Consider the following 24,800-nt stretch of genomic DNA (forward strand, 5'->3'; position numbering starts at 1 on the left):
CCGCGCCGCCCGCAGCGCCCCGCGCCGCCCCCTGCGAAGCCCCGCACGAAACGAGAGACGAGAAACGCCATGCGCATCACCGCCCTGGAGACCGTGCGCCCCACGCTCCAGCCCAACGTCCTGTTCGTCCTGCTCCACACCGACGATGGGCACACCGGCCTGGGCGAGGCGTTCATCGGGGCCCGCGCCGTCGAGGCGTACCTCCACGAGACCGCCGCCCCGATCCTGCTGGCCGCCCCCGACATCGGCCCCGAGCGCGCCGCGAAGCTGCTCGCGCCCTACGCCGGCTACCAGGGCGGCGGCGTCGAGGTGCGCGGCAACGGCGCCGTCGACCTCGCGCTGTGGGACCTGCTCGGCAAGCGCGCCGGGCTGCCGCTCGCCGCGCTGCTCGGCGGCCCGGTCCGCGACTCCGTTCCGGTCTACAACACCTGCGCCGGGCCCGGCTACATCCGCACCTCCACCCGCCAGGAGTCCGCCAACTGGGGCCTGCCGGGCGCCTCCCGGGACAGCCCGGACGCGGTCCCGGACGCCGCGCACCGCTACGAGGACCTGGACGCGTTCCTCACCCGCCCCGCCCAACTCGCCCGCGAGCTGTGGGACTCGGGCCTGCGCGGCATGAAGGTCTGGCCCTTCGACCGGGCCGCCGAGGAGACCGGCGGCAACGAGATCACCCGCGCCGGCCTGCGCTCCGGGCTGCGCGTGCTGGAGCGGATACGCGAGGAGGTGGGCGCCGACATGCGGCTGATGATCGAGCTGCACGGCCTGTGGAACCGGCCAGCCGCCACCGACATCCTGCGCGCCGTCCAGGAGTTCGCGCCGTTCTGGGTCGAGGACCCGCTCCGCCCGGACGCCGTCGACGCCGTGGTCCGGCTCGCCGAGGACACCGGCGCGCCCATCGCCACCGGCGAGACGCTCGTCGGCCGCCGGGGCTTCGCCGAGCTGCTGCGCCGGGGCGCGGTCCAGTTCGCCACCGTGGACGTCCAGTGGACCGGCGGGCTGACCGAGGCGCGCCGGGTCGCCGGCCTCGCCGACCTGTACGGGGTGCCGGTCGCGCCGCACGACTGCACCGGCCCGGCCACCCTCGCGGCCTGCGTCCACCTGGTGTGTTCGCAGCCCAACGGCGTGATCCAGGAGACCGTGCGCGCGTTCCTGGCCACCTGGTACCCCGAGCTGGTCACCGGCCTGCCCGAGGTGCGCGACGGCCGGATCGTCGCGCCGGAGGCCCCGGGCCACGGCGTCGCGCTCCGCCCCGAACTGCTGCGCGCGGGCGCGGCTGCGACCCGCGCCGTCAGCCGCGCGTGACGGCGACGGCGCGCCCCCGACCGTTCGAGGACGCGCCGCTCACCGTCGACCCGCTCAGCGGCCGTGGTTCTTGAAGTCCCCGACCTCGTCGAGGGTGATCACGTTCGGGTGGCTGTAGACGTGCTCCAGGTGCTCGCGCGAGTTCCACACGCCGTCGGTCAGGAACTCACCGGCCCAGGTCACGAACCAGCTCCAGTCCGCCTGGTACGCCTCCAGCAGGTCGGGGTCGGGGATCGGGCCGCACTCGGTGAGCGCCACCAGCTTGCGGTCCTGGCCGAGTTCGACCAGCTTGTCGTAGGTCGCGCTGAGCGGGCCGTAGTCGCCGGCCGGCGGGTAGGAGTCGGCCGACACGATGTCCACCACGTCGTCGCCCGGGTACCACTCGGGCTCGACGGAGTTCCAGATCCAGAGCAGGTTGTCCAGGCCGTGCACCTCGGTCATCCGCTGGTACATCAGCCGCCACAGCTCCTTGGCCGGCTCGGGACCCTTGGCACCCCACCAGAACCAGCCACCCTCGGCCTCGTGCAACGGCCGCCACAACACCGGGATGTTGGCGTCCTCAAGGCGCTGCAACTCGGCCGAGATGGCGTCGATGTCACGCAGCAGCAGTTGATAGTCCTCGGAGGTGGGGTCGGCCAGCGCGGCCTCGACGTCGAAGGTGGTGGCGTCGGTGTAGAAGCCTCGGTACCACTCGCGGCCCGGCTCGTCGATCAGCCCGCTGGGCGCGTTCCAGTGCCAGACGAACGTGGTGATCCCGCCGCGTTCGTCCCAGGCGAGGGCGTTGTCGACGTCCACGCCCACGGTGCCCCGCTCGACCCGGCTGGGCGAGTAGTCCATCATGTCGAGGCCCGCGATGGCCGGGGTGGTGCCGAGGTTCTCCTCGATCCACTCGATGGAGGCCATGTCCTGCTGGCCGCTGAGGATCGACTCGCCGTAGTGGTCGGTGAGATAGGCCAGCAGCGAGCGGGCCTCGGGCGAGGCGTCGGGGTTGACCGGCTCGCCGGTGACCTGGTGCGGGGGCCGGTCGGGTGCCGGCGCCAGGCTGATGGCGTCGATCTCGTACCAGCCCCAACCGCTGCGCAGCGTCACGGTGTTGGCGCCCGGCTCCAGCAGCACCCGGCCGGCGGAGACGGTGGTGAACTCGGCGCTCTCCGGCAGGGTGATCTCGCCCATGCCCGAGCCGTTGAGCTGGAGCACGGTGTTCTTCTGGCCGTTGGGCGTGCGGTAGTGGAGGGTCAGGTCGTGCAGCCCGCCGGGGCTGTCGGGGATGGTGAGGGTGACCTGGTCGTTCTCCTCGTCGAAGCCGGTGACATAGCCGGTGCCGGAGTGGCCGGGCGCGGTGTTGTCGACGTTCACGCCGACGAGTTCACCGTCCTCCGCCTCGTAGACCTCGGCCGCCGCCTCGGCGGGGGCCGCGTCGCTGACGCCCTCCTCCTCGGCGGTCGCCGCCGGTGTCCCGGCGGTGACCGCCAGGCCCAGCGCGGCGAGACCGGCCAGACCGCCTCTGACCAGCGTTCGCATTCTCATTGCATGGCTCCCTGTCCCGTTGGGGCTCGCACGATGAACAGATGGCTGAATCACGGTGGTTGGGGAGCGCTCCCACGCATCATTCGAGCGCACCCGAAGAGGGCATGTCAATCGAGGGGAACGGTTTACCTCCGGCGGCCCGGCGGGGCGACCGGCCGCTGCCGGAGGGTGGTCGGACGGTCGGCTCGGGTAACCGTTTTCCAAACCATATGTGCCCTTTGTCACAACGGCTTCTCCGGCCTCGTCACCGCCGCGACGGAAGGGGAAGGATGGCCGGGTTGCCCCTCGTCGGGCGCCCTCGGACATGGCGCGGCGCGGGGCTCGTTCACGCTCTCGCCGAACGGAGTTCGCATGTCCACCGTCGAAGCCCCCCGCCGGGCCCTGGTGATCCGGGGCGGGTGGGAGGGCCACGCGCCCGTCGAGACCACCGACCTGTTCCTGCCGTTCCTGCGTGAACAGGGCTTTGATGTGACCGTTTCCGACAGCCTGGATGCCTATCTGGACGCGGAGGCGCTGGCCGCGACCGATCTGGTCGTCCAGTGCTGGACCATGGGCGAGATCAGCCAGGAGCAGTCGGCCGGGCTGGCCGCCGCCGTCCGGGCCGGCACCGGGCTGGCCGGCTGGCACGGCGGGATCTGCGACGCGTTCCGCGCCAACACCGGCTACCAGTGGCTGACCGGCGGCCAGTTCGTGATGCACCCCGCCAAGTGGCTGGACCACACCGTGGACGCGCGGCCCGAGCGCGCCGACCACCCGGTGCTCGCCGGCCTCCCCGGCCGCATCCCGCTCCACACCGAGCAGTACCTGGTGCACACCGCGCCCGACGTGGACGTGCTGGCCACCACGACCTTCGCCGCCGACGACCCGGACGTTCCCGACGAGGCCAGGGGCGTCACCTGCCCCGCCGTCTGGACCAGGGACTGGGGCCGGGGCCGGGTCTTCGTCTCCACGATCGGCCACAAGCTGGACGACCTCACCGACCCGACCGTGCGCACGCTGACCGAACGGGGGCTGCTGTGGGCGAGCCGGTGAACGAGAGCCCGTCGGGCGCGGACGTGAACGCGCCAACTCCGTTGCGCGTCGGCATCGTTGGCGCCGGCGCCATCAGCGGCCAGTACCTGCGGTACTTCGACGAGCACGGTGCGGCCGCCGGCGTGCGCCCGGTCGCCGTCGCCGACCTGGACGCCGCCCGGGCGGAGAAGGCCGTGGACGGCCGCGCCGGGGTGCGGGCGACCACGCCCGACGAGGTGTACGCGGCGGACGACGTGGACGCCGTCCTCAACCTGACCGTGCCCGCCGCCCACGCCCCCGTGGCGCTGGCCGCCATCGCCGGCGGCAAGCATGTCTATGGCGAGAAGCCGCTGGCCTCCACCGTCGAGGAGGGCCGCCGGATGCTGGACGCCGCGCGCGCCGCCGGGGTGCGGGTCGGCGCGGCGCCGGACACGGTGCTGGGCCGGGGCGTGCAGACCGCGCGGGCGCTGGTGGACGCGGGCCGGATCGGCCAACCCGTCGCCGCCACCGCGTTCTTCGCCTGCCCCGGGCACGAACGCTGGCACCCGGACCCGGACTTCTACTACCTGCCGGGCGGCGGCCCGCTCTTCGACATGGGCCCCTACTATCTGACCGCGCTGGTCCACCTGTTGGGGCCGGTCGAGGCGGTGACGGGCGGCGCGGTGCGCAGCGGAACGGAACGGGCGATCGGCTCGGGTCCGCGCGCGGGCGAGCGGTTCCCCGTCGAGGTGGCCACCCATGTCACCGGCGTGCTGCGGCACCGGGGCGGCGCGGTGAGCACGGTGGTGATGAGCTTCGACACCGTGCGCCACGAGTTGCCGAGGATCGAGGTGCACGGCACGGAGGGCAGCGTCTCGGTGCCGGACCCCAACACCTTCGAGGGGCCGGTGCGGCTGGCGACCCGCGCGGCGGGGGAGTGGGCGGACGTTCCGCTCAGCCACGGCTACGCCGCCGCCGGGCGCGGGCTTGGCCTGGCCGACCTGGGCCGCGCGGTGCGCACCGGCGGCCGGGCGCGGGCCGACGGCGAGGTCGCGCTCCATGTGCTGGAGGTGATGGAGGGCCTGCTGCGCGCCGCCGAGGAGGATCGGGTGGTCGCCGTGGCCGGCGACGTCGAACGCCCGGCGCTGGTGCCCGAGTCCGCGCTGGTCGCGGCCGACTGACGCGGCAACCTGCCCGTCCCGTCCGCCCGTTGCCCCGTTCACCTGGGGCAACGGGCGGACGCGCGTGGGGCGTTGACCGGAGGCGGGCCGGTCACGGGTATGGACAGGCGGTGGGCGGGCGTGTTGTTCTGTGGCCGGCCGTGTTCTACAACGTTGGAAAACGTTCGCTGGTGCTCGACCGTGACCGTGCTCGATCCCGAGACTGACCAACTCCGTTCCCCCCAGGAGCCGCACCATGTCCCGGAAGAACCCGAACAACCCGCTCTCCTCGCCGGACCGCCGTTCCACCCGCCGCGCGCTCACCGCCGCCGGCGCGCTGGCGCTGGCCGCGCTGGTGCCGACCGCCCCCACCGCCCAGGCCGCCGCCGCGCCCCAGCTCGTCATCGACACCGACTTCCCCGACCCCGATGTGGTCGTCGCCGACGGCGCGTTGTGGGCCTACGCCACCAACGCCGCCGGCGGCAACGTGCAGACCGCCAGCGCGCCCTCGCCCGAGGGCCCCTGGACCCGGCAGGCGGACGCGCTGCCCGTCCTCGGTGACTGGGCGCGCACCGGCCTGACCTGGGCGCCCGAGGTGGCGCGCCAGCCGGACGGCAGCTATGTCATGTACTACACGGCCCGGGACGTCGCCTCCGACCGCCAGTGCATCGGCACCGCCGTCTCCGACACCCCGGCCGGCCCGTTCACCCCGGTCGGCGAAGGGCCGCTGGTCTGCCCGGCCGACGAGGGCGGCGCCATCGACGCGACGACGTTCACCGACGACGACGGCGCCCCGTACCTGCTGTACAAGAACGACGGCAACGCGGTCGGCGTCGACACTTGGATCTATCTCCAGCAACTCACCCCGGACGGCCTCGGGTTCGCCGGCGACCGGGTGCCGCTGCTGCGGCAGGACCGCCCCGAGGAGGGCGGGCTGATCGAGGCGCCGACGCTGGTCAAGCGGGACGGCAGCTATGTGCTGTTCTACTCGGCCGGCTTCTTCGGCGACGGCACCTACCACACCGGCTACGCCACCGCGCCCGCGCTCACCGGCCCCTTCACCAAGTCCGACGAGCCGCTGATGAACACCGAGAACACCGGCATCGTCGGCCCCGGCGGCCAGGACGTCATCCCCGGCGAGAACGGCGACTGGCTCGCGTTCCACGGCGTGCTCTCCGAGGACCCGCTGGTGCGGGGCATGTATGTGACCCCGCTGCACTGGGACGGCGCCACCCCCTCCATCGACTGACGGGCGCTCGACTGACGGGCGAATCGGATGCCCAACGGGCCGGGCCCGCCGACCCGTTGGGCGCTCGTTCGCGCGGGCGGCTCAGCGGGCCAGCAGGTCTCGGACCGCCCCCGCGATCTCGTCGGGCGCCTCCTCGGCCATGAAGTGCCCGGCGCCGGTCAGCCGGTGGTCCAGGTCCGGCGCCCACGCCCGCCACACCCCGGCGGCGTCGTAGCCGAGTTGGGAGCCCCAGTCCTGCTGGATCACCGTCACGGGCATGGCCAGTTGGGAGCCGGCGTCCAGGTCCGCCCGGTCGTGCGCGATGTCGATGCCGGCCGAGGCCCGGTAGTCCGCCACGATCGACGGCACCGCCCCGGCGCTCGCCCGCAGATAGGCGGCCCGCACCTCCGCCGGCAGCGCGGCCGGGTCGCCGGCCCAGGCGTCGAGGAACGAGCCGAAGAACGCGTCCGCGCTGCGGGCGATCATCGTCTCCGGCAGGCCCGGCGGCTGCGCCATCAGAAAGAGGTGGTAGCCGACGGCCGCCGAGACGCCGTGCAGGACGTTCCACATGTCGAGCGTCGGCACGATGTCGAGCAGGCCCAGGTGCGTGACGGTCTCCGGGTGGTCAAGGCCGGCCCGGAACGCGACCAGGGCGCCCCGGTCGTGGCCGACGAGGGCGAACCGCCCGTGGCCGAGCGCCGCCGCCAGGGCCACCACGTCGGCGGCCATGGCGCGCTTGGCGTAGACGCCGGGGTCGGTGGCCGCCGGCTTGTCGCTGGCGCCGTAGCCCCGCAGGTCGGGACAGATCACCGTGTGCTCGTGCGCGAGGCGCGCGGCGACATGCCGCCACATCAGGTGGGTCTGCGGGAAGCCGTGCAGCAGCACGACCGGGCTGCCGGCGCCGCCGACGGCGGCGGCCAGCCCCACGCCGTCGGCGCCGGGCAGGCGGAGATGGTCGAACCCGGGGATGGTGGGGTCGGGCATGGCGGGCGTCATGCGGGGCGTCCTCTCGGATCGGGAACGGGCGAGGACGAGCCTGGGCGACGGCGATCAGCAACGGATCAGCGGCCGAGCGGCACGGCCGGGCGCGGCCGGCGCCGGTCGGTGAGGATGGGGCCATGCGCATCGACGTGCTGGGCGCCGTGCGGGCCCTCCGCGACAACGGCGAGCCGGTCGACCTGGGCGGGCCCCGCCATCGCGAGGTGCTGGCCCGGCTGGTCGCCGCCGAGGGGCGGCTGGTCACCACCGACACCCTCGTCGACGACCTGTGGACCGAGCCGCCGGCCCGCGCCGTGGGTGCCCTGCGCACGTTCGTCGCCGCGCTGCGCCGCGCCATCGAACCCGACCGGCCGCCCCGCGAGCCGCCGCGCGTCCTGGTCACCGAGGGCCCCGGCTACGCGCTGCGCCTGCCGCGCGCCGACGTGGACGTCCACCGGTTCGAGGACGCCCTGGCCCGCGCCCGGCGCGAGCCCGAGGCGGTCGGGGACCTCGCCGAGGCGCTCGCGTCCTGGCGCGGACCCGCCTACGCCGACGTGCCGGACGCGGCATGGGCCCGGCGCGAGCGGGCCCGGCTGGAGGAGCTGCGGCTCGCGGCGGTGGAGCTGCGGGCCCGGCTCCTCCTCGACGCCGGCGAAGGGGCCGAGCTGGTCGCCGAGTTGGGCGCCCAGGTCGCCGAACACCCGTGGCGCGAGCCGGCCTGGGGCCTGCTGGCCCGCGCGCTCCACCGGGCCGGCCGCCAGGCCGACGCGCTGGCCGCCCTCCGCCGCGCCCGCACGATGCTCGTCGACCAGCTCGGGCTCGATCCGGGCGCCGAACTCCGGCGCCTGGAGGCCGACATCCTGGGCGGGGCCGTGCCGCCCGACGGCGCGCGCACCGCCTGGGCCGGGCCCGGGGTCCGGCTCGGCCCGCGCACCACCGTGGACCTGGCCCGCACCCTCGCGCTGGCCGGCGGCGGCGCCCTCGTCCGGTCGCGGCGCGACCGGCTCGCCGCGATCCGGGCGGCGGAACGCACCGGAGACCTCGCCCTGACCGCGCGGATCATCGGCGCCTACGACGTGCCTGCGCTCTGGAGCCGCGCCGACGACCCCGAGCAGTCCCGCGCCGTCGTCGCCGCCGCCGAACGCGCCCTCGCCGCGCTCGGCCCCGAAGGGCCCGCCGAGCTGCGCGCCCGCCTGCTGGCCACCGTCGCCGTCGAGAGCCGGAGCGCCGACCTGTCCCGGCCCGAACGGGACCGCGCGCGGCGGGCGGCGCGGGCCGCCGAGGCGCTGGCGCGCGAGCTGGCCGATCCCGCGCTGCTGGCGTTCGCCCTCAACGGGCTGGCCCTCCAGGCGTTCTCCCACCCCGGCCTCGCGCCCGAGCGGGACCGGATCGGCGCCGAGATCCTGGACCTGGCCACCCGGCACGAGCTGCCGAGCTTCGCCGTGCTCGGCCGGCTCCTCCGCCTCCAGTCCGCCTCGGCCCTCGGCGACCTCGACGCGGCGACCGCGCACGCCGAGGCCGCCGAAGGGCTCGCCGCCACCGCCGAGTCGCCCCTCGTTCCCGTCCTCACCGGCTGGTTCCGCGCCCGGGCCACGGCCGCCCGCAGCGCCGAACCCGGCGGGCCGAACGCCGCCGAGGCGGCGGCCCGGTACCGCGCCGCCGAGGACGCCCTCGCGACGGCCGGGATGCCGGGGCTGCGCCGTGGCCTGTTCCCGCTCGCCCTGCTGGGGCTGCGGCTGCTGCACGACCGGCCGGCGCCCGCCGACCCGCGCCTCGACTGGGGCCCTTACCTGCCCTGGGCCCGCCCCCTCCTGCTGCTCGCCCAGCACCGCGACGCCGAGGCGCGCGCCGCCCTCGCCGCCGCGCCCGAGCCGCCGCACGACCACCTCCAGGAGGCGCTGTGGAGCCTGACCGCGCGGGCCGCCGCGCGGCTCGGCGAGCCCGGCGTCGCCGCCCGCGCCGCGACGGCGCTGCGCCCCGCCCGGGCCGAACACGCCGGCGCCGCCAGCGGGTTGCTCACCCTGGGCCCGGTGGCGCGCTACCTCGCGGAGGCGGAGGCGTGCGCCGGAACGGGATAGGCGAACGCGCGCCGCGCGCCGCCGGTTGGCTGGCGTTGGCGCCGGCGCGCTCCGGGTGCAACGATGCTCCCCGTTCGCCCCTCACGCACCGGGAGCCCAGCGATGGTCGCCGTCCTCGTCATCGTCGTACTCGTCCTGCTGGTCGTCCTCGGCGTCTGGATCGGCATCAGGCTGGACGGCTGGCGCCCCCCGCGCCTGCCGCGCGGCCGCAAGCACTGCCCGTCCTGCGGCAACCTCTGGTCCACCGTGGTGGAGTCCGACAACCGCCTCAACGGCTACCGCGAGTGCCGCGCCTGCCACTACACCTGGGACCCGCAGGGGAGTTGACGACGAGGCTGACGGGCCGTCAGGTGGCCGCCCCGGCCCTGGGCGGCCGTGCTCACAGGCCCAGCCTCTCCAGCTGCGCGTGGTAGTCGTCCGTGATCTCCTCGATGTCGCGGCTCTCGTCGTCCCACATCCGGTAGAGCCGGGTGCGGGTCTCCTCGTCCAGCGCCTCCCAGCGCTGCCGCAGCTCCTCGGCCCGGTGCGTCCAGTAACCGACCGTGGTGTAGGTGCCGTTGGGGAGTTTCCGCTCGTGCCGCAGGTTCTTGCGGACGGCCCGCATCACGCCCGTCTCGCCGGCGAACCACAGATACCCCGGCTCCTCGGGGAGTTCCAGCTCACGGATCACCGCGTCAAGACGCGACGGCGTGTGCCCGTTGCCGGCGTAGAGCCACTCGACGGTCAGCTCGGCCTCGTCGCGGGCCGGATCGCCCAGCGAGATCGACTGCCGGTGGCGCGGGTCGAGGACCTCCAGCACCACCCGGGTCCGCACCCCGGGCGGGGTCTGCTCCACCAGCCGGGCGGCGGCCGGCAGCCCGGCCGCGTCGGCCACCAGGATCTGCCAACGGGCCTCCGCCGGAAGCTCGTAGAGCCCGGTCGGCGAGGTCATCCCGACCACGTCGCCCGGCTTCGCGGCCAGCGCCCACGCGGCGGCCACACCCCCGTCGTGGACCACGAAGTCGATGTCCACCCTGCCGGCGGCGGCGTCCACGGAACGGATGGTGTAGGTCCGCATCGGCGCCGGACGCTGCTCCTCCTCCCAAGCCCAGCCGCCGCGTTCGGTCGCCTGCGGCAGTTCGGGCTCGGTCTCGCCCTCGTGCGGGAAGAACAGCCGGACGTACTCGTCGCCCACGCCCGTCGTCGGATAGCCGGCCAGGTCGGGGCCGCCCAGGGTGATCCGGGCCATCCCCGGCGTCAGCCGGCGGACGGCGGTGACCAGCGCGCGGTGAATGGTGAGCGACATCAGCCCAACAGCTCCTTCTCTGCGACATCGAGGAACACCATGAACGCCGTCTGGCCGCCGGGCGACCCGAAGAACATCTCCATCAATCCTCCTGGCAAAGGGACCACCGACTCCGGCCGGTTGGGGATGAGCGACATGGTGCGGGGTAGCTCCATTGAGCCGTCGATTAGGTAAGGCTTACCTTAGCCCAATGTCCGAAGTGCTGTCATCGTCCCCCGCGAGCGCGCCCCCGCCGCCCCCACCACCCGCCGTAAGCCCGCCCGCCGTAAGCCCGTCCGCCGAAACCCCGGGCGACGTCATCCGGCTCGCCCTCTTCCGCGACCGCAGGGGCCTGTTGCTCCTCGGCGGCGCGGCCGGCCTCAGCGGCCACCAGATCGGCGAGGCCCTCGTCCCCGTCGCCATCGGCTGGGCCATCGACTCCGGGATCGTCGCCGGCGACACCGGCGGCTTCCTGCGCGATCTCGCGCTGCTCGCCCTGCTGTTCGCCGGGCTCACGTTCTCCTGGCGGTTCGGCTACACCTGCCTGACGCGCGCCACCCTCTACGGCGCGCACGCCCTGCGCCAGCGCGTGGTCGGCCGCGCCCTGCACCCCGGCGGCGCCGCCGAACGGCGCGCGCCCGGCGTCACCACCGCCATCGCCACCTCCGACACCGGCCGCGTCGGCGGCTTCTGTTGGACCGTCAGCGAACTGGTCTCGGTGCTCGCCGCCATCGTCACCAGCGCCGTCGCGCTGCTCGCGATCTCGCCCGCGCTCGGCCTGATCGTGCTGCTCGCCACGCCCCTCTCGCTGCTGCTGATGCAGCTGGTGTCCCGCCCGCTGGAGCGGCGCAGCGGCGCCGAACAGGCCGCCGCCGCCACGGCGGAGGGCCTGGCCACCGAGTTCGTCTCCGGCGTGCGGGTGCTCAAGGGCGTCGGCGCCGAGGACGAGGCCGCCCGCCGCTACGCCACCGCCAGCCGCCGCTCCCTGGAGGCCGCCGTCCGCGCGATCAGCGCCAAGGCCGGCTACTACGGGGTGAGCGTGGTCTTCTCCGCGCTGCTCACCTCGGTGATCGCGCTGGTCTCCGGGCTGCGCGCGCTGGACGGCGAGATCGGCGTGGGCCAGCTGGTCGCGGTCGTCGGCCTCGCCCAGTTCATCCAGCAACCCATGGCCCGGCTGGGCGTGTTCGGCATCGAGCTGGCCCAGAAGCGCGCCTCGGCCCGCCGGATAGCCGACCAGCTGACCACCCCGCCGGCCGTTCCCGTTCACCACCAGGCCACGGACGCGCGCCCGTCCTCGGACGAGGAACGCCCGCCCGCCGGCGCCCCGTTGACCTCGGAGCCGGCCCCAGAGCGGGCCTCCGAGCCGGGCCCAGAGCCAGCCCCCGCGCTGCGCATCACCCCCGGCCCCGAGACCCGTTGGCCCGCGCTCACCGTCGCCGCCGGCCAACGCGTCGGCCTCGTCCACGACTCACCCGACGAGGCCGCCGCGCTGGTCGCCATCCTCGCCCGCCGCGCGCCCGTCGAACCCGGCCGGTTCGCCGTCGGAGGAACGGAGTTGGCCACCCTCGACCCCGAGACGGCCCGCGCCCGCCACGTCCACGCCCAGGGCGGCTGGGCCCGCGTGCTGCCCGACACCCTGCACGACAACGTCGTGCTGGACGCCCCGCTCGACGCGGACACCCTCGCCGCCACCGCCGTCGACGAGGTCGCCGGGCTCCTCCCCGACGGCTACGCCGAGCGCCTCACCTCCGGCGGCGCCACCCTCTCCGGCGGCCAGCGCCAACGCATCCTGCTGGCCCGCGCGTTGCACACCAGCCAGCCGCTGCTGGTGCTCCACGACCCCACCACCGCGCTGGACGCCGTCACCGAGTCCGAGGTCGCCGGGGGCCTGGCCGGCGTCACCGGCCGCGCCGTGCTGCTGGTCACCACCAGCCCCGCGCTGCTCGCCGTCTGCGACACCGTCGCCGCCCGCATCGACGGCGCCTGGACCGTCGCCCCCCACCCCCGGCTCCTGACGGAGTCCGCCGCCTACCGGGAGTTGATCGGCGCGTGAGCACCCCCCAGGACCACGAGAGCACCACCCCCACCGACCCCAGCACGGACCAACGGCCGGATGCCGACGACGCGTTGCTGCTGCCCATCGCCGACGCCCGCACCACCCGTCGGCAGGCCGCGCGGCGGCTCGCCCGGCGCCCGTTCGCGCTGCTCGGCGTCGCCGCGCTCTTCGTCGCCGCCTCCGTCTGCGGCCTCGCCGCCCCCGCCCTGCTCGGCCGGATCGTCCAGGCCGTCACCGAGGACGAGTCGGGCGGCGTGGTGCTCGCCTGCGCCGGCGGCATCCTCGCCGCCGGCATCGCCGCCGCCGTGCTCGGCCGCCTCGCCCACGCCTGGCTGGCCAGGCTCCTCCAGTCCGCGCTCGCCGAGCTGCGCGAGGAGGCGTTCCGCACCGCGATGGGCATCCCCCAGGCGCGGCTGGAGAAGGCCGGCGTCGGCGACGTCGTCTCCCGCGTCTCCGGCGACGTCGAGGCCGTCGGCGAGGCGGTCGGCGGCGTGCTGCCCGTCTTCACCGCAGCCGGCTTCACCATCGTTGTCACCGCCGGCGGCCTGGCCGTCCTCGACCCGAGGTTCGCGCTCGCCGCGCTGGTCGCCGCGCCCGTCCAGGTGCTCGCCACCCGCTGGTTCCTGCGCCGCTCGGGCCCCGCCTACCGGCGGCTGCGGATCGCCGAGGGCCACCGCACCGGCGAACTCGTCGAGGTCTTCACCAGCGAGGAGACCATCGTCACCACCGGCCGCTCCGCCCGCCACACCGAGCGCGTCGCCCGCGCCTCCGAGGACGCCATCGCCCCGGCGCTGCGCGCCACCCGCATCATGGCCACCTTCTGGAACAGCCTCAACGGGGCCGAATTCGTCGGCCTCGCCTCGGTGTTGGCCGTCGGCGCGCTCCTCAGCTCCTCCGGTACGGTCACCGTCAGCGCCGCCACCACCGCCGCGCTGCTCTATTTCCGGCTCTTCGATCCGATCGGCGTGGTGCTCTCCGAGTTCGACGCGCTGCAACGGGCCATGGCCGGGCTCAGCCGCCTCGTCGGCGTGGTCAGCGTCGCCGACCGCTACGCCACCCGCGCCACCGAAGCGCAACGCGCCGCCCAACGGGCCCGCACGCCCGCCCGGTTGACGCTGGAGAACGTCAGCTTCGCCCACGCGCCCGACCGCCCCGCCGTGTCCGAGGTCTCGCTCACCGTCCACCCCGGGGAACGGATCGCCGTCGTCGGCGCCTCCGGCTCCGGCAAGTCCAGCCTCGCCGGGCTGGTCGCCGGCATCCACACCCCCGACGCCGGCCGCGTCCTCCTCGACGGCGAGCCCGTCGTGCCGGGCGCGGCGGCCGAGGCCGGGGTGCTGCTGGTCACCCAGGAGGTGCGGGCCTTCGCCGGCACCGTCGCCGACAACCTCCGCCTGGCCGCGCCCGAAGCGCCCGACGCGGAGCTGGACGCCGCGCTGCGCGCGGTCGGCGCCGACTGGGTCCACGACCTGCCGGACTCCACCGCCACCAGGATCGGCCCCGACGGGCTCGAACCCAGCAGCGAACGCGCCCAGCAACTCGCCCTGGCCCGCGTCGTGTTGGCCAGGCCCCGGGTGCTCGTCCTGGACGAGGCGACCGCCGAGACCGGCGCCCGCGCAGCCCGCGCCCTGGACCGCGCGACGGCCAACGCCATCGGCGACGCCAGCGCGCTGGTGATCGCGCACCGTCTCACCCAGGCCGAGACGGCGGACCGGGTGGTGGTGATGGACCACGGCCGGATCGTCGAGGAGGGCCCGCACGCCGACCTCCTCGCCAAGCGCGGCACCTACGCCCGCCTCTGGCACGCCTGGACCACCCGCACGACGACCAACGGCGCGCCCGTGGCGTGACCGGGGGCCGCCCGGGCCGGCCGGCGATTCCTTGGCGCCGGCCGGCCCGATCCGGTGCGGACCGGTGCCGGCCGGGCAGCGTCAACGGACGCCGGACGGACGCCAACGGACGCCGGACGGACGGGACTTCGCGATGACCGCCGTGCACCGCGCCAAGGAATCGCCGGCCGGCCGGCGACCCGTGGGAACGCTGGGCCGCGGCGCCGCCACCCGCGCGGCACCGCCTCGGCGGCGCCGAACCAGCGGCGCCGCACACCCGGGGCCAGCCGCCAGGCGTTACGGCTTGAGCCCCACCGCCGCCCACATCGAGACCAGCGCCGCCAGGTCGCCCTCCACCGCCTCCCGTTGGGTCTCCTCGTCCGGCCGCCACAGGTGCGGGGGAACGATGCCGGGTTCGACCAGCTCAAGCCCGTCGAAGAAGCCCAGGATCTCCTCCCGGCTCCGCGACTGCGCCGCCATCCCGCCCTGCCGGTAGATCTCCTCGACCCGCAGCATCACCGAGGCGTCGAAGTCGTGCGTGCCGTGCGAGAGCACCAGCGCCGAACCCGAGGGGAGCGCGTCCACCAGCGCGGCCACCACCTCGCGCGCCCCCTGCTCGTCGGGCACGAAGTGCAGCAGCGCGACCAGCGACAGCGCCACCGGCCGGTCCCGGTCCAGCACCGCGAACGCCTCGTCGAGAATGCGGGTGTGGTCCGTGGCGACATCGGCCTCCACATAGGCCGTGCGGCCCTCGGGCGTGCTGCGCATCAGCGCGTCCGAGTACGTCAACACCAGCCGGTCCTTGTCGACATACACCACCCGCGCGGCGGGGTCCACGGACTGAGCGACCTGGTGCAGATTGGGCTCCGTCGGGATGCCCGTTCCGATGTCGAGGAACTGACGCACCCCCCGTTCGCTCAGAAACCGCACCGCACGGTGCATGAACTGCCGGTTGGTCCGCGCCGCCGCCCGCGCCCCCGGCCAGACGCCCAGCACCGTGTCGCCGGCCTGGCGGTCTATCGCGTAGTGGCTCTTGCCGCCCAGGTAGTAGTCATAGACCCGGGCGGTGTGCGGCACGTCGTATGTCGGTAACTGCATGATCCCCAACTCGCCTCGCTCCCGCGCTCCTTCGCGCGCAGACGCACACGTACCCCGCCGGGAACCGTTCAGTCAACGGTTCCCGCGCAACGGTGCCCCGGGCCGGGCGACCGGCTAAGCGACCGGCTGGGCGGTCAACTGCGCGGTCAGGGCGTCGACCGCCCACTCCTCCCACCGCTCCTGCGACCAGCCCCGGTCGCGGACGAACAGCAGATACAGCTCGGGGGAGAGCAGCCCGAACAGCACGTCCGCCGCCGCCTCCACGGTCAGCCCCGGGCGCGCACCCGGCTTCCCGACCAGCGCCTCAGCCGCCGCCCGCTGCACGGTGAGGCGGGGGTCGGGCCCCTCGGGCCACTGCGCCGCGATCTCCGGATCGGTCGCCGCGGCCGCCGCCATCATCGGCGTGATCGGCGCGACGCGCGCCAGGACCGCGCCCGTTCCCCGCGCGTGGAGCCGCAGTTGCCCGGCCGCCGTCGGCGCGGCGCACGCCTCGCGGAACCACGGCCGGTCCATCGTCGCGACCGGCTCCGCGTCGCCCGCGATGGAGGTGTCGACGACGTCCTTGTAGAGCGCGCGCTTGTTCCCGAAGACGAAGTAGACGGTCTGCACCGCGACGCCCGCCCGGTCCGCGACCTCCCGCAGGCTGGTCGCGCCATAGCCCCGCTCGACGAACAGCTCGCGCGCCGCCGCCACGATCCGCTCCCGCGTCCGACGCGTCCGCTCGGCCCGCCCGTCCCGCTTCCCGGCCGTCCCGGTCTTGTCCATGCCGGAAGTCTAGGTCTAGGGTCTGTTTCTGTAGTCGAACACTAGAGTCTCACTACAAAAAGATGGAGAGGGCCAACCACCCATGAACCGGAGCGGATCAGCGATGAATCAGGACCACGCCGAACGGGACCCCGCCGAACGGATCACCGCCGCCGAAAAGGCCCAGGAGGTCGCCGTGCGGCGGGAGTTGGAGGAGTACTACCGCGCCGGCCGGCCGCCCTGGGACACCGGGGTGACCCCGCCCGAGCTGGTGGCCCGCGTCGAGGGGCCGGCCGCCCTGCCGCCGGGACGCGCCCTCGAACTGGGCTGCGGCACCGGCACCAACGCCGTCTATCTGGCCCGCCACGGCTGGCGGGTGACGGCCGTCGACCTGGTCGCCAGCGCCGTCCAGCGGGCCCGGGTCAAGGCCGAGGCCGCCGGCGTCGACATCGCGTTCCACCACGGCGACGCCACCCGCCTCGACGCCGGGTGCGCGCCGGGCCCGTTCACCCTCTTCTTCGACCTGTCCTGCTTCTGCGGCATCCCGCCGCACCGCCGCGACGCCTATGCCGCCGTTCTCAGTCAACGGGCCGCGCCGGGAGCCGAGTTGCTGATGTTCGGCTACGGGCCTGGCGCGCTCGACGACGTGTTCTCCGGGGTGACCGCCGACGAGCTGCGCGACCGCTTCGCCGGCTGGGACCTGGCCGACGTCACCCCCGGCACCAACCCCGTTCCCACCTTCTGGTTCACCCTCCGCCGCCGCGCCCACGACTGACGCGTCGGGCGGCGCGGCCCGCGTCCCGAAATTCCCGGCCGCGCCCCGCACGCCGTGCCATGATCCCGGCCATGCATCGCAGCCGCCTCCACGTTGTCCTGATCGACACGCCACCCGAGACCTCCGACGCCGAACTCGCCTTCTGGGGTGCCGCGTTGGGCCGCCAGCCGGTGCCCGAGGAGGGCACGCCGTTCGCCACCCTCACCCGGCTGGCCGGCGGGGAACTCCTCGCCCACCAGCGCCTGGGGGAGGGCGAGCCGCGCATCCACCTCGACCTGGAGTCCGACGACGTGGCCGCCGAGGTCGCCCGGGTCGAGGCGCTGGGCGCCACCCGCATCGGCGAGCACGACGGGTGCGTGCACCTGCGCGACCCGGCCGGTCTGGTCTTCTGCGTGGTCCCGGTGCAGAGCGAGGACTTCGCCGAGCGCGCCACCACCTGGCCCTGACCGACACCGGGATCTGACGGGCCCCCGGCCGGCGGGCGCTGCCGCGCCTCAGCCGGTCGGGCCGCCCCGCCCGACCGGCGCCCTGCGGTAACCGTGCTCCTCCGGGCCGCCCCTGAGGCCGGGGACCGCCGACGGCCAGCCCCAGAGGAGTTCGCCGGTTGGGCTGACCCAGGGCTCGTCGAACGGCGGCGGCTCGACGCCGGCCCCGCCCGTCGTCAACCGCCGGGCCACCGCCGCCAGATACGCGTCGAACGAGTCCCAGGAGCGCTCCGGCGAGAAGTCCCCGCCGCCGTCGTGCCCGACCAGCGTCATCCGCCCCCGCGTCGGGCCCGGCCGGCCGTCGATCGTGTCGAGGTCGCCCTGGAAGTGCGCCACCGGCACCCAGCGCGGATGCCAGAACAGACATCCGTCCGCCGCCAGCGGCCCCTCGCCGCCCGCGCCCGCGTCCGCGCCCGCGCCCGCGTCCGCGCCCGCGTCCGCGTCCTCGGCCTCGTCCTCGGCCTCGTCCGCCAGGAACTCGGCCCGCACCCGCATCTTCAACTCCCACTGGTCCACCACCCCGGCCGCCGACAGCGGCCGCAGGTCGGGCAGCACCCACACGTCCGGGTCGGCGCCGTCGTGGCGGAGCAGCGAGGCGGCCAGGTCGGCGGGGAGCGGGAAGCCCAGCGTCCCCTCGGCGGCGGCCAGCGCCGCCGGGTCGGCGCCCGCGTTCAACCGGCCCAGGCTGCCCGGTGCGTGGGCGGCCAGCCAGCCGTCGATGAGGTCCCAGGAACGGTGAATGGAGACGGCGAGTTCGTCGGTCATCCCCTCATCGTCGGCCATCCCCCACGACGAACGCCGCCCCGCCCGGCCGACGAGCTGTGCCGCCGGCCGGCGGACGCGGAGCGTCGCGCCGAACTGGCCGGCCAGGTGTTCGGCGATCACTCCTTGATCTGTCGCGTATTGCAGTTCGTGGGCGTCGTGTCGTTGGCACCGTCCACGGTGCAGACTCTCAGGTAGTAGTAGATGTCCTCTTTGATGTCGTACTGGAAGTGGGCGATGGTGCTGTCGGCACCTGTTCCGTCGTAGGCCCAGTCCAGTCGCTCCCCGTTGACATGGCGCAGCTCCCCCCGCACGCCATGCCCGTCCGCCTCGACGTCCCAGACGAAGAAATGATCACCGTCGTCCCTGAACGTCATCGCTCCGACGACGGTGCCGCCGTTCCACGAGCAGACGTAGTACCCGCAGTCGGCAGCCATTGCCGTTCCCGGCGCAGCGGCGACCAGACCCGCTCCTAACAGGCAGACAACCGAGGCGCCCGCAGTCCGACGCCTGAGCGCCGCGACGAACTTCTTCGTGCGTGTCATGGTGACTCCCGAGGACCAGAGGAACAGCCAGCGAGCCGTCTGCTCGCTGGACGATGCTGTTCGTCTCACCCGTACGACACCGCGGCGCTCCGAGATGTGACACGCGTGCGGCGCCGAACGCCTGAATGCCCGACCGCCTGAACGCCGCCGCCCCGCCCGGCCGAGAGCGCGGCCGGACGGGGCGGTCGATTCCCCTGCGAGCAACTCAACGACGGACTAGGGCAGTTGCACCTCCCCCTGGTTCAGCGTGCGGGGGTGGAAGTACGCAGCCTGGATCTCCTCGTTGGTGTTGTCGCCGCGCAGTTGCTCGGACCAGACCATGAAGTAGCTCCACTCCGGCTGTGCGTCGAGCATCGAGGGGCTCGGCACCTTGCCCATCTCGGCGATGGCGAACGGCCGGTCGCCGGCCAGGGAGCGGATCTGCTGGTAGTCGCCGTTGCTCGGCAGGCCCTTGTACCAGACGTCGAGCGAGACCACCTCGACATACGCGTCGCCCGGGTAGTACGCGTCCCAGCCGCCGGCCGGGTTGTCCTGGATGTTCCAGACCCAGATCAGGTTGTCCAGCCCGTGGTTGTCCACCAGGTAGTCGTGGGTGATCTGGAAGAGTCGCGAACTGCCGCCCTGGCCGGGCCGGTTGCCCCACCAGTTCCAGGACTCGTTCATCTCGTGGAACGGCCGGAAGAGCACCGGCACGCCCGCGTCCTTCAGCTGCTGGAGGTAGGGCGCCACGGCGTCGAGCCGGTTGAGCCACTCCCGGTGCAACCCGCTGCCCTCGGTGACCAGTTCGTTGAACTGGGCGTCGGAGATGTTCGACTTGACGCCGCCCTCGAACTCGCAGGAGGCGCCGCCGGTCGGCGGGCAGGCGTGCCAGGTCAACGCCACGAGGGAGCCGTTGTTCCACTCGGTGATGGCCTGGTCGATCACGGACTGCCGGTTGGCGATGTCCTCGGCGCGGAACATCAGGTCGCCGCCCCACAGGCCCGGGTACTGGCCGGTGACGTCGTGCACCTGCTGGGTGTACTGGCTGGGCTGGCTGGCCGGCTCCTTGTTGTGCTGGCCGGAGACGATGTTCGAACCGCTGATGGAGTTCAGGTAGTTGATCACCTCCTGCTTCGGGGTGGGCGGGAACGCCGGCGCGCTGCCGGCCCCGTTGAGGGCGAGCGCGCCGACCGCGACCAGGGCGGTCAGCAGGATCAGCAATCGTTTTCTGGCGAGCGGGATGATAGACGTGCGCATGACAAATGGACCTCTCTGTGCGGGGGTTGAGGGTCGATCGGGTGGTGTGATGCGGTGGTGCGGTGGTGCGGCTTTCTTCTGTGGACGCGCCGCTCAGCGGGGTGGCGGGCCGGTGGAGCCGCGCGGGGTGAAGACGGGGGTCGGCATCTGCCGGGCGGTGATCCGTTCCCCGCCCAGCACGTCGTAGAGGGCGCGGGCCACCTCCGCGCCGAAGTGGTGAACGTCGTGGCTCATCGCCGACAGGGTCGGCCGGGTCAACTGGCAGAGCTGCGAGTCGTCCCACGCCAGCAGCGACACGTCCGCCGGCACCCGAAGCCCCATCTCGGCGGCGACGGACAGCGCGGCGACGGCCATCAGGTCGTTGTCGTACAGGATCGCGGTGGGTCGGTTGGCGGAGGCCAGCAGGGAACGCGTCGCCCGCGCGCCCTGTTCGCCGGAGAAGTCGGTGGCCAGCTGCCGCCCCTCGTCCAGCCCCAACTCCCTTACGGCGGCGGCGAAGGCGGTCGCCCGGATGGCGCTGTGCCCCAGCTCCGCCGAGCCGCCGACCCGCGCCAGCCGCCGGTGCCCCAGCGCCGCGAGATAGCGCACGCACTCGGTGACGGCGGTCCCGTCGTCCGTCCACAGCGCGGCGAACGAACCGGTCAACGACGGGTGGCCGACCGCGACCGCCGGCATCCCCAACTGGGCGAGCACCGGCACCCGTGGGTCCTCGCGCCGGAAGTCCACCAGCACCGATCCGGCGATCTGGCCGGAACGCCACCAGTGCCGCTGGAGGTCCAACTCCTCGTCGATGTCCCGCACCAGGCGCAGCAGCAGGGCGCTGGAACGCTGGGTCAGCACGCTCTCGATGCCGGAGATGAACTCCATGTAGAAGGGCTCCAGGCCGAGTTGGCGCGCCGGCCGGCAGATGGCCAACCCGACGGTGCCGGTGCCCCGTTCGCCCAGCGCCTTCGCCGAACGGTTCGGCTCCCAGCCCATCTCCCGTGCGACGGCGAGGATATGGGCGCGGGTGCTCGCGGAGACGCCGGGCTTGTCGTTGAACGCCAGGGAGACCGCCGCGCGCGAGACGCCGGCCCGCGCGGCGACGTCCCTGATCGTCAGCCGCGCGGTGCCGTGCTCCTCGCGTGAACCGGTCATCGGTGGCCGTCCCTTCGCGGTCGGTGGGGGTGGTGCGGCGGGCTGTTGGTGCGGCGGGGATCGAACGGGGCGGCCTGGGCCGCCCGTCCGGTGGGGGTGGCGCTTAACGTAGACGCGTTTCCCGGCCGCCGTCCATAGCCCGGTCCAGTCGATTCGGGCCCGATTTCAGGCCGTTCACCTGCGGGATTACTGAACCTTTACTCAACTTGTGACGCCTCTGGACAAGGCCGCCCGGCGGCCCGCACAGTGTCAGGCTGGCCCGTTAGGTCTGGACCAGGCTGCGGGTCGGGCCGGCGGAGGCGCCGCAGGACGGCGGACTTAGACGGACTTAGCCGTCGACGCGGTGGCGCCCGTCCCCGCTCTGCCCGGGGCGCGCGACACCAGCCGGAGGCGTCAGTTGGTCCGTTGACATCCTCGCCGTCCTGAAGGACGGCGATTCCCGCCTACCGCGCCGTTGAGGGCTGCGGTGTCGGGTGGGTTCCTGCTTCGCTGCGCGGTGCCGGGACGAGTCCCGGTCTTACCTGCGCTCCACAGGCTGGCACGGCCAGTCCGGCCGCCTTGGCGACGTTGACCGCCGCGTTGATGTCCCGGTCCAGGACAGCCCCGCAGCCCCTGCACGTCCACACACGGACGTGCAGCGGCTTCGGGCCGTCTTTCACGCCGCACTGCGAGCACACCTGAGACGTGGGCTCGAAGCGGCCGATCTTCACGAAGGTGCGCCCGTACCGTGCGGCTTTGTACTCCAGCATGGTGACGAACGCCGACCATCCGGCGTCGTGGACGGACTTGGCCAGGCGCGTGCGGGCGAGTCCCTTCACCGCCAGGTCCTCCACGGCGACCGCTTGGTTCTCGCGGATCAGCCTGGTGGAGAGCTGGTGGTGGAACTCGCGGCGTGCGTCGGTCACCTTCGCGTGAGCGCGGGCGACCTTCAGCCGGGCCTTGTTCCGGTTGCGGGAGCCCTTCTCCTTGCGGGAAAGGTTCCGCTGTGCCTTCTTCAGGCGCTTCTCGGCCCGGCGCAGGAAGCGCGGGCTGTCGACCTTCGTCCCGTCGGAGAGGACCGCGAAGTGCCCGAGCCCGAGATCGATGCCCAGCTCGGGCACGACCTCGGGAAGGACTTCCTCCGGACCGGTCTCCACGACGAAGCTCGCGAAGTACCTGCACGCGCTGTCCTTGACCACCGTCACCGTCGAGGGCACGGCAGGCAGCGTCCGCGACCACTTCACCTTGACGTCGCCGATCTTCGGCAGGCGCAACTTCTGCCCCGGCGTGATCGACCAGCGGGCGTTCGCGGTGAACCGGACCGACTGCCGCGTGTCCTTGCGGGACTTGTACCGGGGTGTGCCCATGCGGGGGCGCTTGCCCTTGAGCCCGTCGAAGAAGTTCCGGTACGCAGTGTCCAGATCGCGCAGAGACTGCTGGAGGACGACCGCCGATACCTCGCCGAGCCACGCCCGCTCGGGCCTCCGCTTGGCCTCGGTGATCAGCGACTTCGACAGGTCACCGGTCTTCGGGAACGGCAGGCCTTCACTACGGGCGGTCTCCCGAGCGCGGAGCGCGTCGTTGTAGACCACCCGCGCGCACCCGAACGCCCGCGCCAACGCGCTGCGCTGACCGGCGCTCCTGGTCCGGCTCGTACTTCGCCGGTTCCGTCGACGGCGCACCGCCCAGCATCGTGAAGCAGTACATCGAACAGCAGAACCGGCCGCTCTGACCTGAGCTGAGGCCAACAGTGCGGATCCATGCACACAGCTGAGATCAGAACAGCTCTCAGATTCGCTTCACCACCGGGCTGAAGCCCGACACACTACGAACAGTCCCGGTAGCGGGTGGCCAGGGTCGTGCTCTGGCCGGCGAAGGCGGCGAGGTCGGCGGCGAAGACGGCTTCGAGGAGCCGGTAGTCCTCGACGCCGGGGGCGCTGACGGTCTCGCCGAGTTCCAGGCCGCGCAGGGCGCCGGTGACGACGTCGGCGGCGCTCATGCGCGGGACGGCGCTGAGGTCCATGCCCTGGACGGAGTGGAACTCGGTGGCCACCACGCCGGGGCACACGACATGGACCCGGACGCCGGAGTCCTCGACCTCGGCGGCCAGGGTCTGGGTCATGGCGACCAGATGCGCGAGGGCTCCGGCGTAGACGGCGCGGCGCGGCAGCTGGGAGGCGTCGGCGGGGCCGGAGAAGGCGATCATCCCGGCGACGTTGACGATGGTCCCGCCGCCCCGCTGCCGCATCCCGCCGACGGCGGCACGCATGAGCTGGGTGGGGGCCAGGACCTTGACATTGACCAGTTCGCGGGCCCGGTCGGCGGGCAGGTCGGCCAGCGGCATGTAGTGGGCGACGCCGGCGTTGTTGACCAGCACGTCCAGCGGCTCGGTGGCGCAGAGCGACGCGACGGCGTCGATGCCGTCCTCGGTGGACAGGTCGGCGGCGACCGTGCGCACGGTGACCTCGGGGTGTTCCGAGGCGAACGCGGCAAGCCGCTCCCGGCGGCGGCCGACGACGATCAGGTCGTAGCCGTCGGCGGCGAAGCGTTCCGCGAATTCCCTTCCGATGCCGGAGGTGGCGCCGGTGACGAGGGCGAGCTTGCTCATGCGGGTATTCCTTTTCGGTTTCGGTATTCCGGCTCTTTGCGGCCGGAGCACGGGATCGGTAACGCTTCGATCCTTGCCCCGGCCGGTGCGCCGAGCCAGTTCCCCGGTTATCCAGGGGAGTGACAGGGCCCCCTCTCGCGGCCCGGAAACGACCTAACGTGGAGGGATGAGCGAGGAACGGAATCTGCTGGGCGAGTTTCTGCGCGCCCGGCGTGAGCTGGTGACTCCGGAAACGGCGGGGATTCCCGTCGTGGGCGTGCGCCGCGTGCCGGGGCTGCGCCGCGAGGAGGTGGCCATGCTCGCCGGCATCAGCGCCGACTACTACCTGCGCCTGGAGCGCGGCCGGGACCGCCGGCCGTCCCCGCAGGTCCTGGAATCCCTCGCGCGGGTGCTGCGGCTCGACGAGGACACCCGGGCCTATCTCTTCGGGCTGATCGCCGACGGGCCCCGCCGCCCCCGCCGCCGGCGTCGCGAAACCGTGCCGGCCAGCACCGCGCGCTTTCTCGCGCTGCTGCCCGTTCCCGCCTTTGTCGAGGGACGCTATCTCGACGTCCTGGCCGCCAACCCGCTCGCCACGGCGCTCTCCCCGCGCCTGGCGACCGGTGGCAACCGGCTGCGCGACGTGTTTCTCGACCCCGAGGAACAGCGCCTCTTTCCCGACTGGAAAGGAGCGGCGGCGGCGCTGCTGGCCGGCTTTCGCGAGGCCGTGGGAACGGACACGGACGATCCCCGCTGCATCGAACTCGTCGGGGAACTCTCCCTCGCCAGCCCGTACTTCCAGAGACTCTGGGCCCGCCACGACGTCCGGCCCCGGGGCGGCGCCACGGTGTGCTTCCACCATCCGCAGCTCGGGGACATCACCCTCAGCCGGGAGAAGCTGCACATCACCGGAACCGACGGCCTGATGCTCGTCGCCTTCCACGCCGCCCCCGGCACGGCCGACGCCGACAAGCTGGCCCTCCTCCGCTCGACGGCCGAGGAACGGCGCTGAGCCGGAGACCCTCTCCGCCCCGGCCCCCGCC

The 24,800-nt window shown here is 73.8% G+C and carries 23 protein-coding genes and 1 pseudogene; 12 read left to right on the forward strand and 12 right to left on the reverse strand.

Annotated elements, in window-relative coordinates; genetic code table 11:
- Positions 1–69: 69 nt before the first annotated feature.
- Entirely contained in the window at positions 70–1,302 is a 1,233-nt protein-coding gene (locus FH609_RS18115) for a mandelate racemase/muconate lactonizing enzyme family protein (RefSeq protein WP_193317934.1), read from the forward strand.
- A gap of 54 nt (positions 1,303–1,356) precedes the next feature.
- On the opposite strand, the gene FH609_RS18120 is transcribed toward FH609_RS18115, so the two are convergent.
- The gene (locus FH609_RS18120) at positions 1,357–2,829 is read right to left on the reverse strand and encodes a glycosyl hydrolase (RefSeq protein WP_226961774.1); all 1,473 of its coding nucleotides are present in this window, start codon (positions 2,827–2,829) and stop codon (positions 1,357–1,359) included.
- Positions 2,830–3,180: 351 nt separating this feature from the next.
- Between FH609_RS18120 and FH609_RS18125 the strand changes: the two genes are divergently transcribed.
- From FH609_RS18125 to FH609_RS18135, 3 genes are all read left to right on the forward strand, one after another.
- Positions 3,181–3,861, forward strand: coding sequence for a ThuA domain-containing protein (locus FH609_RS18125; protein WP_139668841.1), 681 nt, complete (start codon positions 3,181–3,183; stop codon positions 3,859–3,861).
- Complete coding sequence (locus tag FH609_RS18130; RefSeq protein ID WP_226961775.1) at positions 3,858–5,000, forward strand: Gfo/Idh/MocA family protein; 1,143 nt, start codon at positions 3,858–3,860, stop codon at positions 4,998–5,000. Before FH609_RS18125 ends, FH609_RS18130 begins: the two co-directional genes overlap by 4 nt.
- A 235-nt stretch (positions 5,001–5,235) precedes the next feature.
- Complete coding sequence (locus FH609_RS18135) at positions 5,236–6,228, forward strand: glycoside hydrolase family 43 protein (RefSeq protein ID WP_139668843.1); 993 nt, start codon at positions 5,236–5,238, stop codon at positions 6,226–6,228.
- Between the two features lie 81 nt (positions 6,229–6,309).
- On the opposite strand, the gene FH609_RS18140 is transcribed toward FH609_RS18135, so the two are convergent.
- A complete protein-coding gene (locus tag FH609_RS18140) occupies positions 6,310–7,203 on the reverse strand; it encodes an alpha/beta fold hydrolase (protein ID WP_226961776.1) in 894 nt (297 codons plus the stop codon).
- 122 nt (positions 7,204–7,325) lie between these two features.
- Between FH609_RS18140 and FH609_RS18145 the strand changes: the two genes are divergently transcribed.
- Together FH609_RS18145 and FH609_RS18150 are read left to right on the forward strand one after the other, a co-directional pair.
- Positions 7,326–9,263: an AfsR/SARP family transcriptional regulator gene (locus FH609_RS18145; protein WP_139668845.1), complete on the forward strand. Its 1,938-nt coding sequence runs from the start codon at positions 7,326–7,328 to the stop codon at positions 9,261–9,263.
- 102 nt (positions 9,264–9,365) lie between these two features.
- Positions 9,366–9,590, forward strand: a complete 225-nt coding sequence (locus FH609_RS18150; protein WP_139668847.1) for a hypothetical protein — start codon at positions 9,366–9,368, stop codon at positions 9,588–9,590.
- Between the two features lie 52 nt (positions 9,591–9,642).
- Here FH609_RS18150 and FH609_RS18155 read toward each other — a convergent pair whose 3' ends face one another.
- Together FH609_RS18155 and FH609_RS31140 are read right to left on the reverse strand one after the other, a co-directional pair.
- Positions 9,643–10,548 carry a siderophore-interacting protein gene (locus FH609_RS18155; protein ID WP_139668849.1) on the reverse strand — a complete coding sequence of 302 codons (906 nt, stop codon included), beginning with the start codon at positions 10,546–10,548 and terminating at the stop codon, positions 9,643–9,645.
- Positions 10,548–10,685, reverse strand: a complete 138-nt coding sequence (locus FH609_RS31140) for a hypothetical protein (protein WP_193317935.1) — start codon at positions 10,683–10,685, stop codon at positions 10,548–10,550. Before FH609_RS31140 ends, FH609_RS18155 begins: the two co-directional genes overlap by 1 nt.
- 53 nt (positions 10,686–10,738) lie before the next feature.
- Here FH609_RS31140 and FH609_RS18160 point away from each other — a divergent pair, with 53 nt between their 5' ends.
- A complete protein-coding gene (locus tag FH609_RS18160; RefSeq protein WP_139668851.1) occupies positions 10,739–12,580 on the forward strand; it encodes an ABC transporter transmembrane domain-containing protein in 1,842 nt (613 codons plus the stop codon).
- Positions 12,577–14,430, forward strand: coding sequence for an ABC transporter ATP-binding protein (locus tag FH609_RS18165; protein ID WP_226961777.1), 1,854 nt, complete (start codon positions 12,577–12,579; stop codon positions 14,428–14,430). Before FH609_RS18160 ends, FH609_RS18165 begins: the two co-directional genes overlap by 4 nt.
- 276 nt (positions 14,431–14,706) lie before the next feature.
- Here FH609_RS18165 and FH609_RS18170 read toward each other — a convergent pair whose 3' ends face one another.
- Together FH609_RS18170 and FH609_RS18175 are read right to left on the reverse strand one after the other, a co-directional pair.
- Positions 14,707–15,507, reverse strand: coding sequence for an SAM-dependent methyltransferase (locus FH609_RS18170; protein WP_139668853.1), 801 nt, complete (start codon positions 15,505–15,507; stop codon positions 14,707–14,709).
- Between the two features lie 114 nt (positions 15,508–15,621).
- Positions 15,622–16,272 (reverse strand): TetR/AcrR family transcriptional regulator, encoded by a 651-nt coding sequence (locus tag FH609_RS18175; RefSeq protein ID WP_139668855.1) that lies wholly within the window; start codon positions 16,270–16,272, stop codon positions 15,622–15,624.
- A gap of 103 nt (positions 16,273–16,375) precedes the next feature.
- On the opposite strand from FH609_RS18175, the gene FH609_RS18180 reads away from it, so the two are divergent.
- Positions 16,376–17,026, forward strand: a complete 651-nt coding sequence (locus FH609_RS18180) for a class I SAM-dependent methyltransferase (protein ID WP_139668856.1) — start codon at positions 16,376–16,378, stop codon at positions 17,024–17,026.
- Between the two features lie 71 nt (positions 17,027–17,097).
- Entirely contained in the window at positions 17,098–17,472 is a 375-nt protein-coding gene (locus FH609_RS18185) for a VOC family protein (RefSeq protein ID WP_139668858.1), read from the forward strand.
- 48 nt (positions 17,473–17,520) lie between these two features.
- Here FH609_RS18185 and FH609_RS18190 read toward each other — a convergent pair whose 3' ends face one another.
- The 5 genes from FH609_RS18190 to FH609_RS18210 all read right to left on the reverse strand — a co-directional run bounded on the left by FH609_RS18190 (position 17,521) and on the right by FH609_RS18210 (position 22,852).
- A complete protein-coding gene (locus FH609_RS18190; protein ID WP_139668860.1) occupies positions 17,521–18,396 on the reverse strand; it encodes an SMI1/KNR4 family protein in 876 nt (291 codons plus the stop codon).
- Entirely contained in the window at positions 18,393–18,818 is a 426-nt protein-coding gene (locus FH609_RS18195) for a hypothetical protein (protein ID WP_139668862.1), read from the reverse strand. The genes FH609_RS18190 and FH609_RS18195 overlap by 4 nt, the downstream gene beginning before the upstream one ends.
- Positions 18,819–19,034: 216 nt before the next feature.
- The gene (locus FH609_RS18200; protein WP_139668863.1) at positions 19,035–20,054 is read right to left on the reverse strand and encodes a glycosyl hydrolase; all 1,020 of its coding nucleotides are present in this window, start codon (positions 20,052–20,054) and stop codon (positions 19,035–19,037) included.
- Positions 20,055–20,147: 93 nt separating this feature from the next.
- Positions 20,148–21,191 (reverse strand): LacI family DNA-binding transcriptional regulator, encoded by a 1,044-nt coding sequence (locus FH609_RS18205; protein ID WP_139668865.1) that lies wholly within the window; start codon positions 21,189–21,191, stop codon positions 20,148–20,150.
- 443 nt (positions 21,192–21,634) lie between these two features.
- A complete protein-coding gene (locus tag FH609_RS18210) occupies positions 21,635–22,852 on the reverse strand; it encodes an RNA-guided endonuclease InsQ/TnpB family protein (protein WP_139668867.1) in 1,218 nt (405 codons plus the stop codon).
- On the opposite strand from FH609_RS18210, the pseudogene FH609_RS32440 reads away from it, so the two are divergent.
- Positions 22,813–22,902, forward strand: a pseudogene (locus FH609_RS32440) (transposase); the annotation flags it as partial. The gene FH609_RS18210 and the pseudogene FH609_RS32440 sit on opposite strands and share 40 nt — an antisense overlap.
- A gap of 93 nt (positions 22,903–22,995) precedes the next feature.
- Here the strand turns inward: FH609_RS32440 and FH609_RS18220 are convergent.
- Entirely contained in the window at positions 22,996–23,778 is a 783-nt protein-coding gene (locus FH609_RS18220; protein ID WP_139668869.1) for an SDR family NAD(P)-dependent oxidoreductase, read from the reverse strand.
- Between the two features lie 166 nt (positions 23,779–23,944).
- On the opposite strand from FH609_RS18220, the gene FH609_RS18225 reads away from it, so the two are divergent.
- Positions 23,945–24,769, forward strand: coding sequence for a helix-turn-helix domain-containing protein (locus tag FH609_RS18225; protein WP_139668871.1), 825 nt, complete (start codon positions 23,945–23,947; stop codon positions 24,767–24,769).
- Positions 24,770–24,800: the final 31 nt, after the last annotated feature.

It is taken from the genome of Streptomyces sp. 3MP-14 (assembly GCF_006334905.2).
Classification (GTDB): Bacteria; Actinomycetota; Actinomycetes; order Streptomycetales; family Streptomycetaceae; genus Streptomyces; species Streptomyces triticirhizae.

Excerpts from the sequence above, each read along its gene's own strand:
- FH609_RS18115 (WP_193317934.1), top strand. The coding sequence starts at position 70 with ATGCGCATCACCGCCCTGGAGACCGTGCGCCCCACGCTCCAGCCCAAC.
- FH609_RS18120 (WP_226961774.1), bottom strand. The coding sequence starts at position 2,829 with ATGAGAATGCGAACGCTGGTCAGAGGCGGTCTGGCCGGTCTCGCCGCG.
- FH609_RS18125 (WP_139668841.1), top strand. The coding sequence starts at position 3,181 with ATGTCCACCGTCGAAGCCCCCCGCCGGGCCCTGGTGATCCGGGGCGGG.
- FH609_RS18135 (WP_139668843.1), top strand. The coding sequence starts at position 5,236 with ATGTCCCGGAAGAACCCGAACAACCCGCTCTCCTCGCCGGACCGCCGT.
- FH609_RS18140 (WP_226961776.1), bottom strand. The coding sequence starts at position 7,203 with ATGACGCCCGCCATGCCCGACCCCACCATCCCCGGGTTCGACCATCTC.
- FH609_RS18145 (WP_139668845.1), top strand. The coding sequence starts at position 7,326 with ATGCGCATCGACGTGCTGGGCGCCGTGCGGGCCCTCCGCGACAACGGC.
- FH609_RS18150 (WP_139668847.1), top strand. The coding sequence starts at position 9,366 with ATGGTCGCCGTCCTCGTCATCGTCGTACTCGTCCTGCTGGTCGTCCTC.
- FH609_RS18155 (WP_139668849.1), bottom strand. The coding sequence starts at position 10,548 with ATGTCGCTCACCATTCACCGCGCGCTGGTCACCGCCGTCCGCCGGCTG.
- FH609_RS31140 (WP_193317935.1), bottom strand. The coding sequence starts at position 10,685 with ATGTCGCTCATCCCCAACCGGCCGGAGTCGGTGGTCCCTTTGCCAGGA.
- FH609_RS18160 (WP_139668851.1), top strand. The coding sequence starts at position 10,739 with ATGTCCGAAGTGCTGTCATCGTCCCCCGCGAGCGCGCCCCCGCCGCCC.
- FH609_RS18170 (WP_139668853.1), bottom strand. The coding sequence starts at position 15,507 with ATGCAGTTACCGACATACGACGTGCCGCACACCGCCCGGGTCTATGAC.
- FH609_RS18175 (WP_139668855.1), bottom strand. The coding sequence starts at position 16,272 with ATGGACAAGACCGGGACGGCCGGGAAGCGGGACGGGCGGGCCGAGCGG.
- FH609_RS18180 (WP_139668856.1), top strand. The coding sequence starts at position 16,376 with ATGAATCAGGACCACGCCGAACGGGACCCCGCCGAACGGATCACCGCC.
- FH609_RS18185 (WP_139668858.1), top strand. The coding sequence starts at position 17,098 with ATGCATCGCAGCCGCCTCCACGTTGTCCTGATCGACACGCCACCCGAG.
- FH609_RS18195 (WP_139668862.1), bottom strand. The coding sequence starts at position 18,818 with ATGACACGCACGAAGAAGTTCGTCGCGGCGCTCAGGCGTCGGACTGCG.
- FH609_RS18200 (WP_139668863.1), bottom strand. The coding sequence starts at position 20,054 with ATGCGCACGTCTATCATCCCGCTCGCCAGAAAACGATTGCTGATCCTG.
- FH609_RS18205 (WP_139668865.1), bottom strand. The coding sequence starts at position 21,191 with ATGACCGGTTCACGCGAGGAGCACGGCACCGCGCGGCTGACGATCAGG.
- FH609_RS18220 (WP_139668869.1), bottom strand. The coding sequence starts at position 23,778 with ATGAGCAAGCTCGCCCTCGTCACCGGCGCCACCTCCGGCATCGGAAGG.
- FH609_RS18225 (WP_139668871.1), top strand. The coding sequence starts at position 23,945 with ATGAGCGAGGAACGGAATCTGCTGGGCGAGTTTCTGCGCGCCCGGCGT.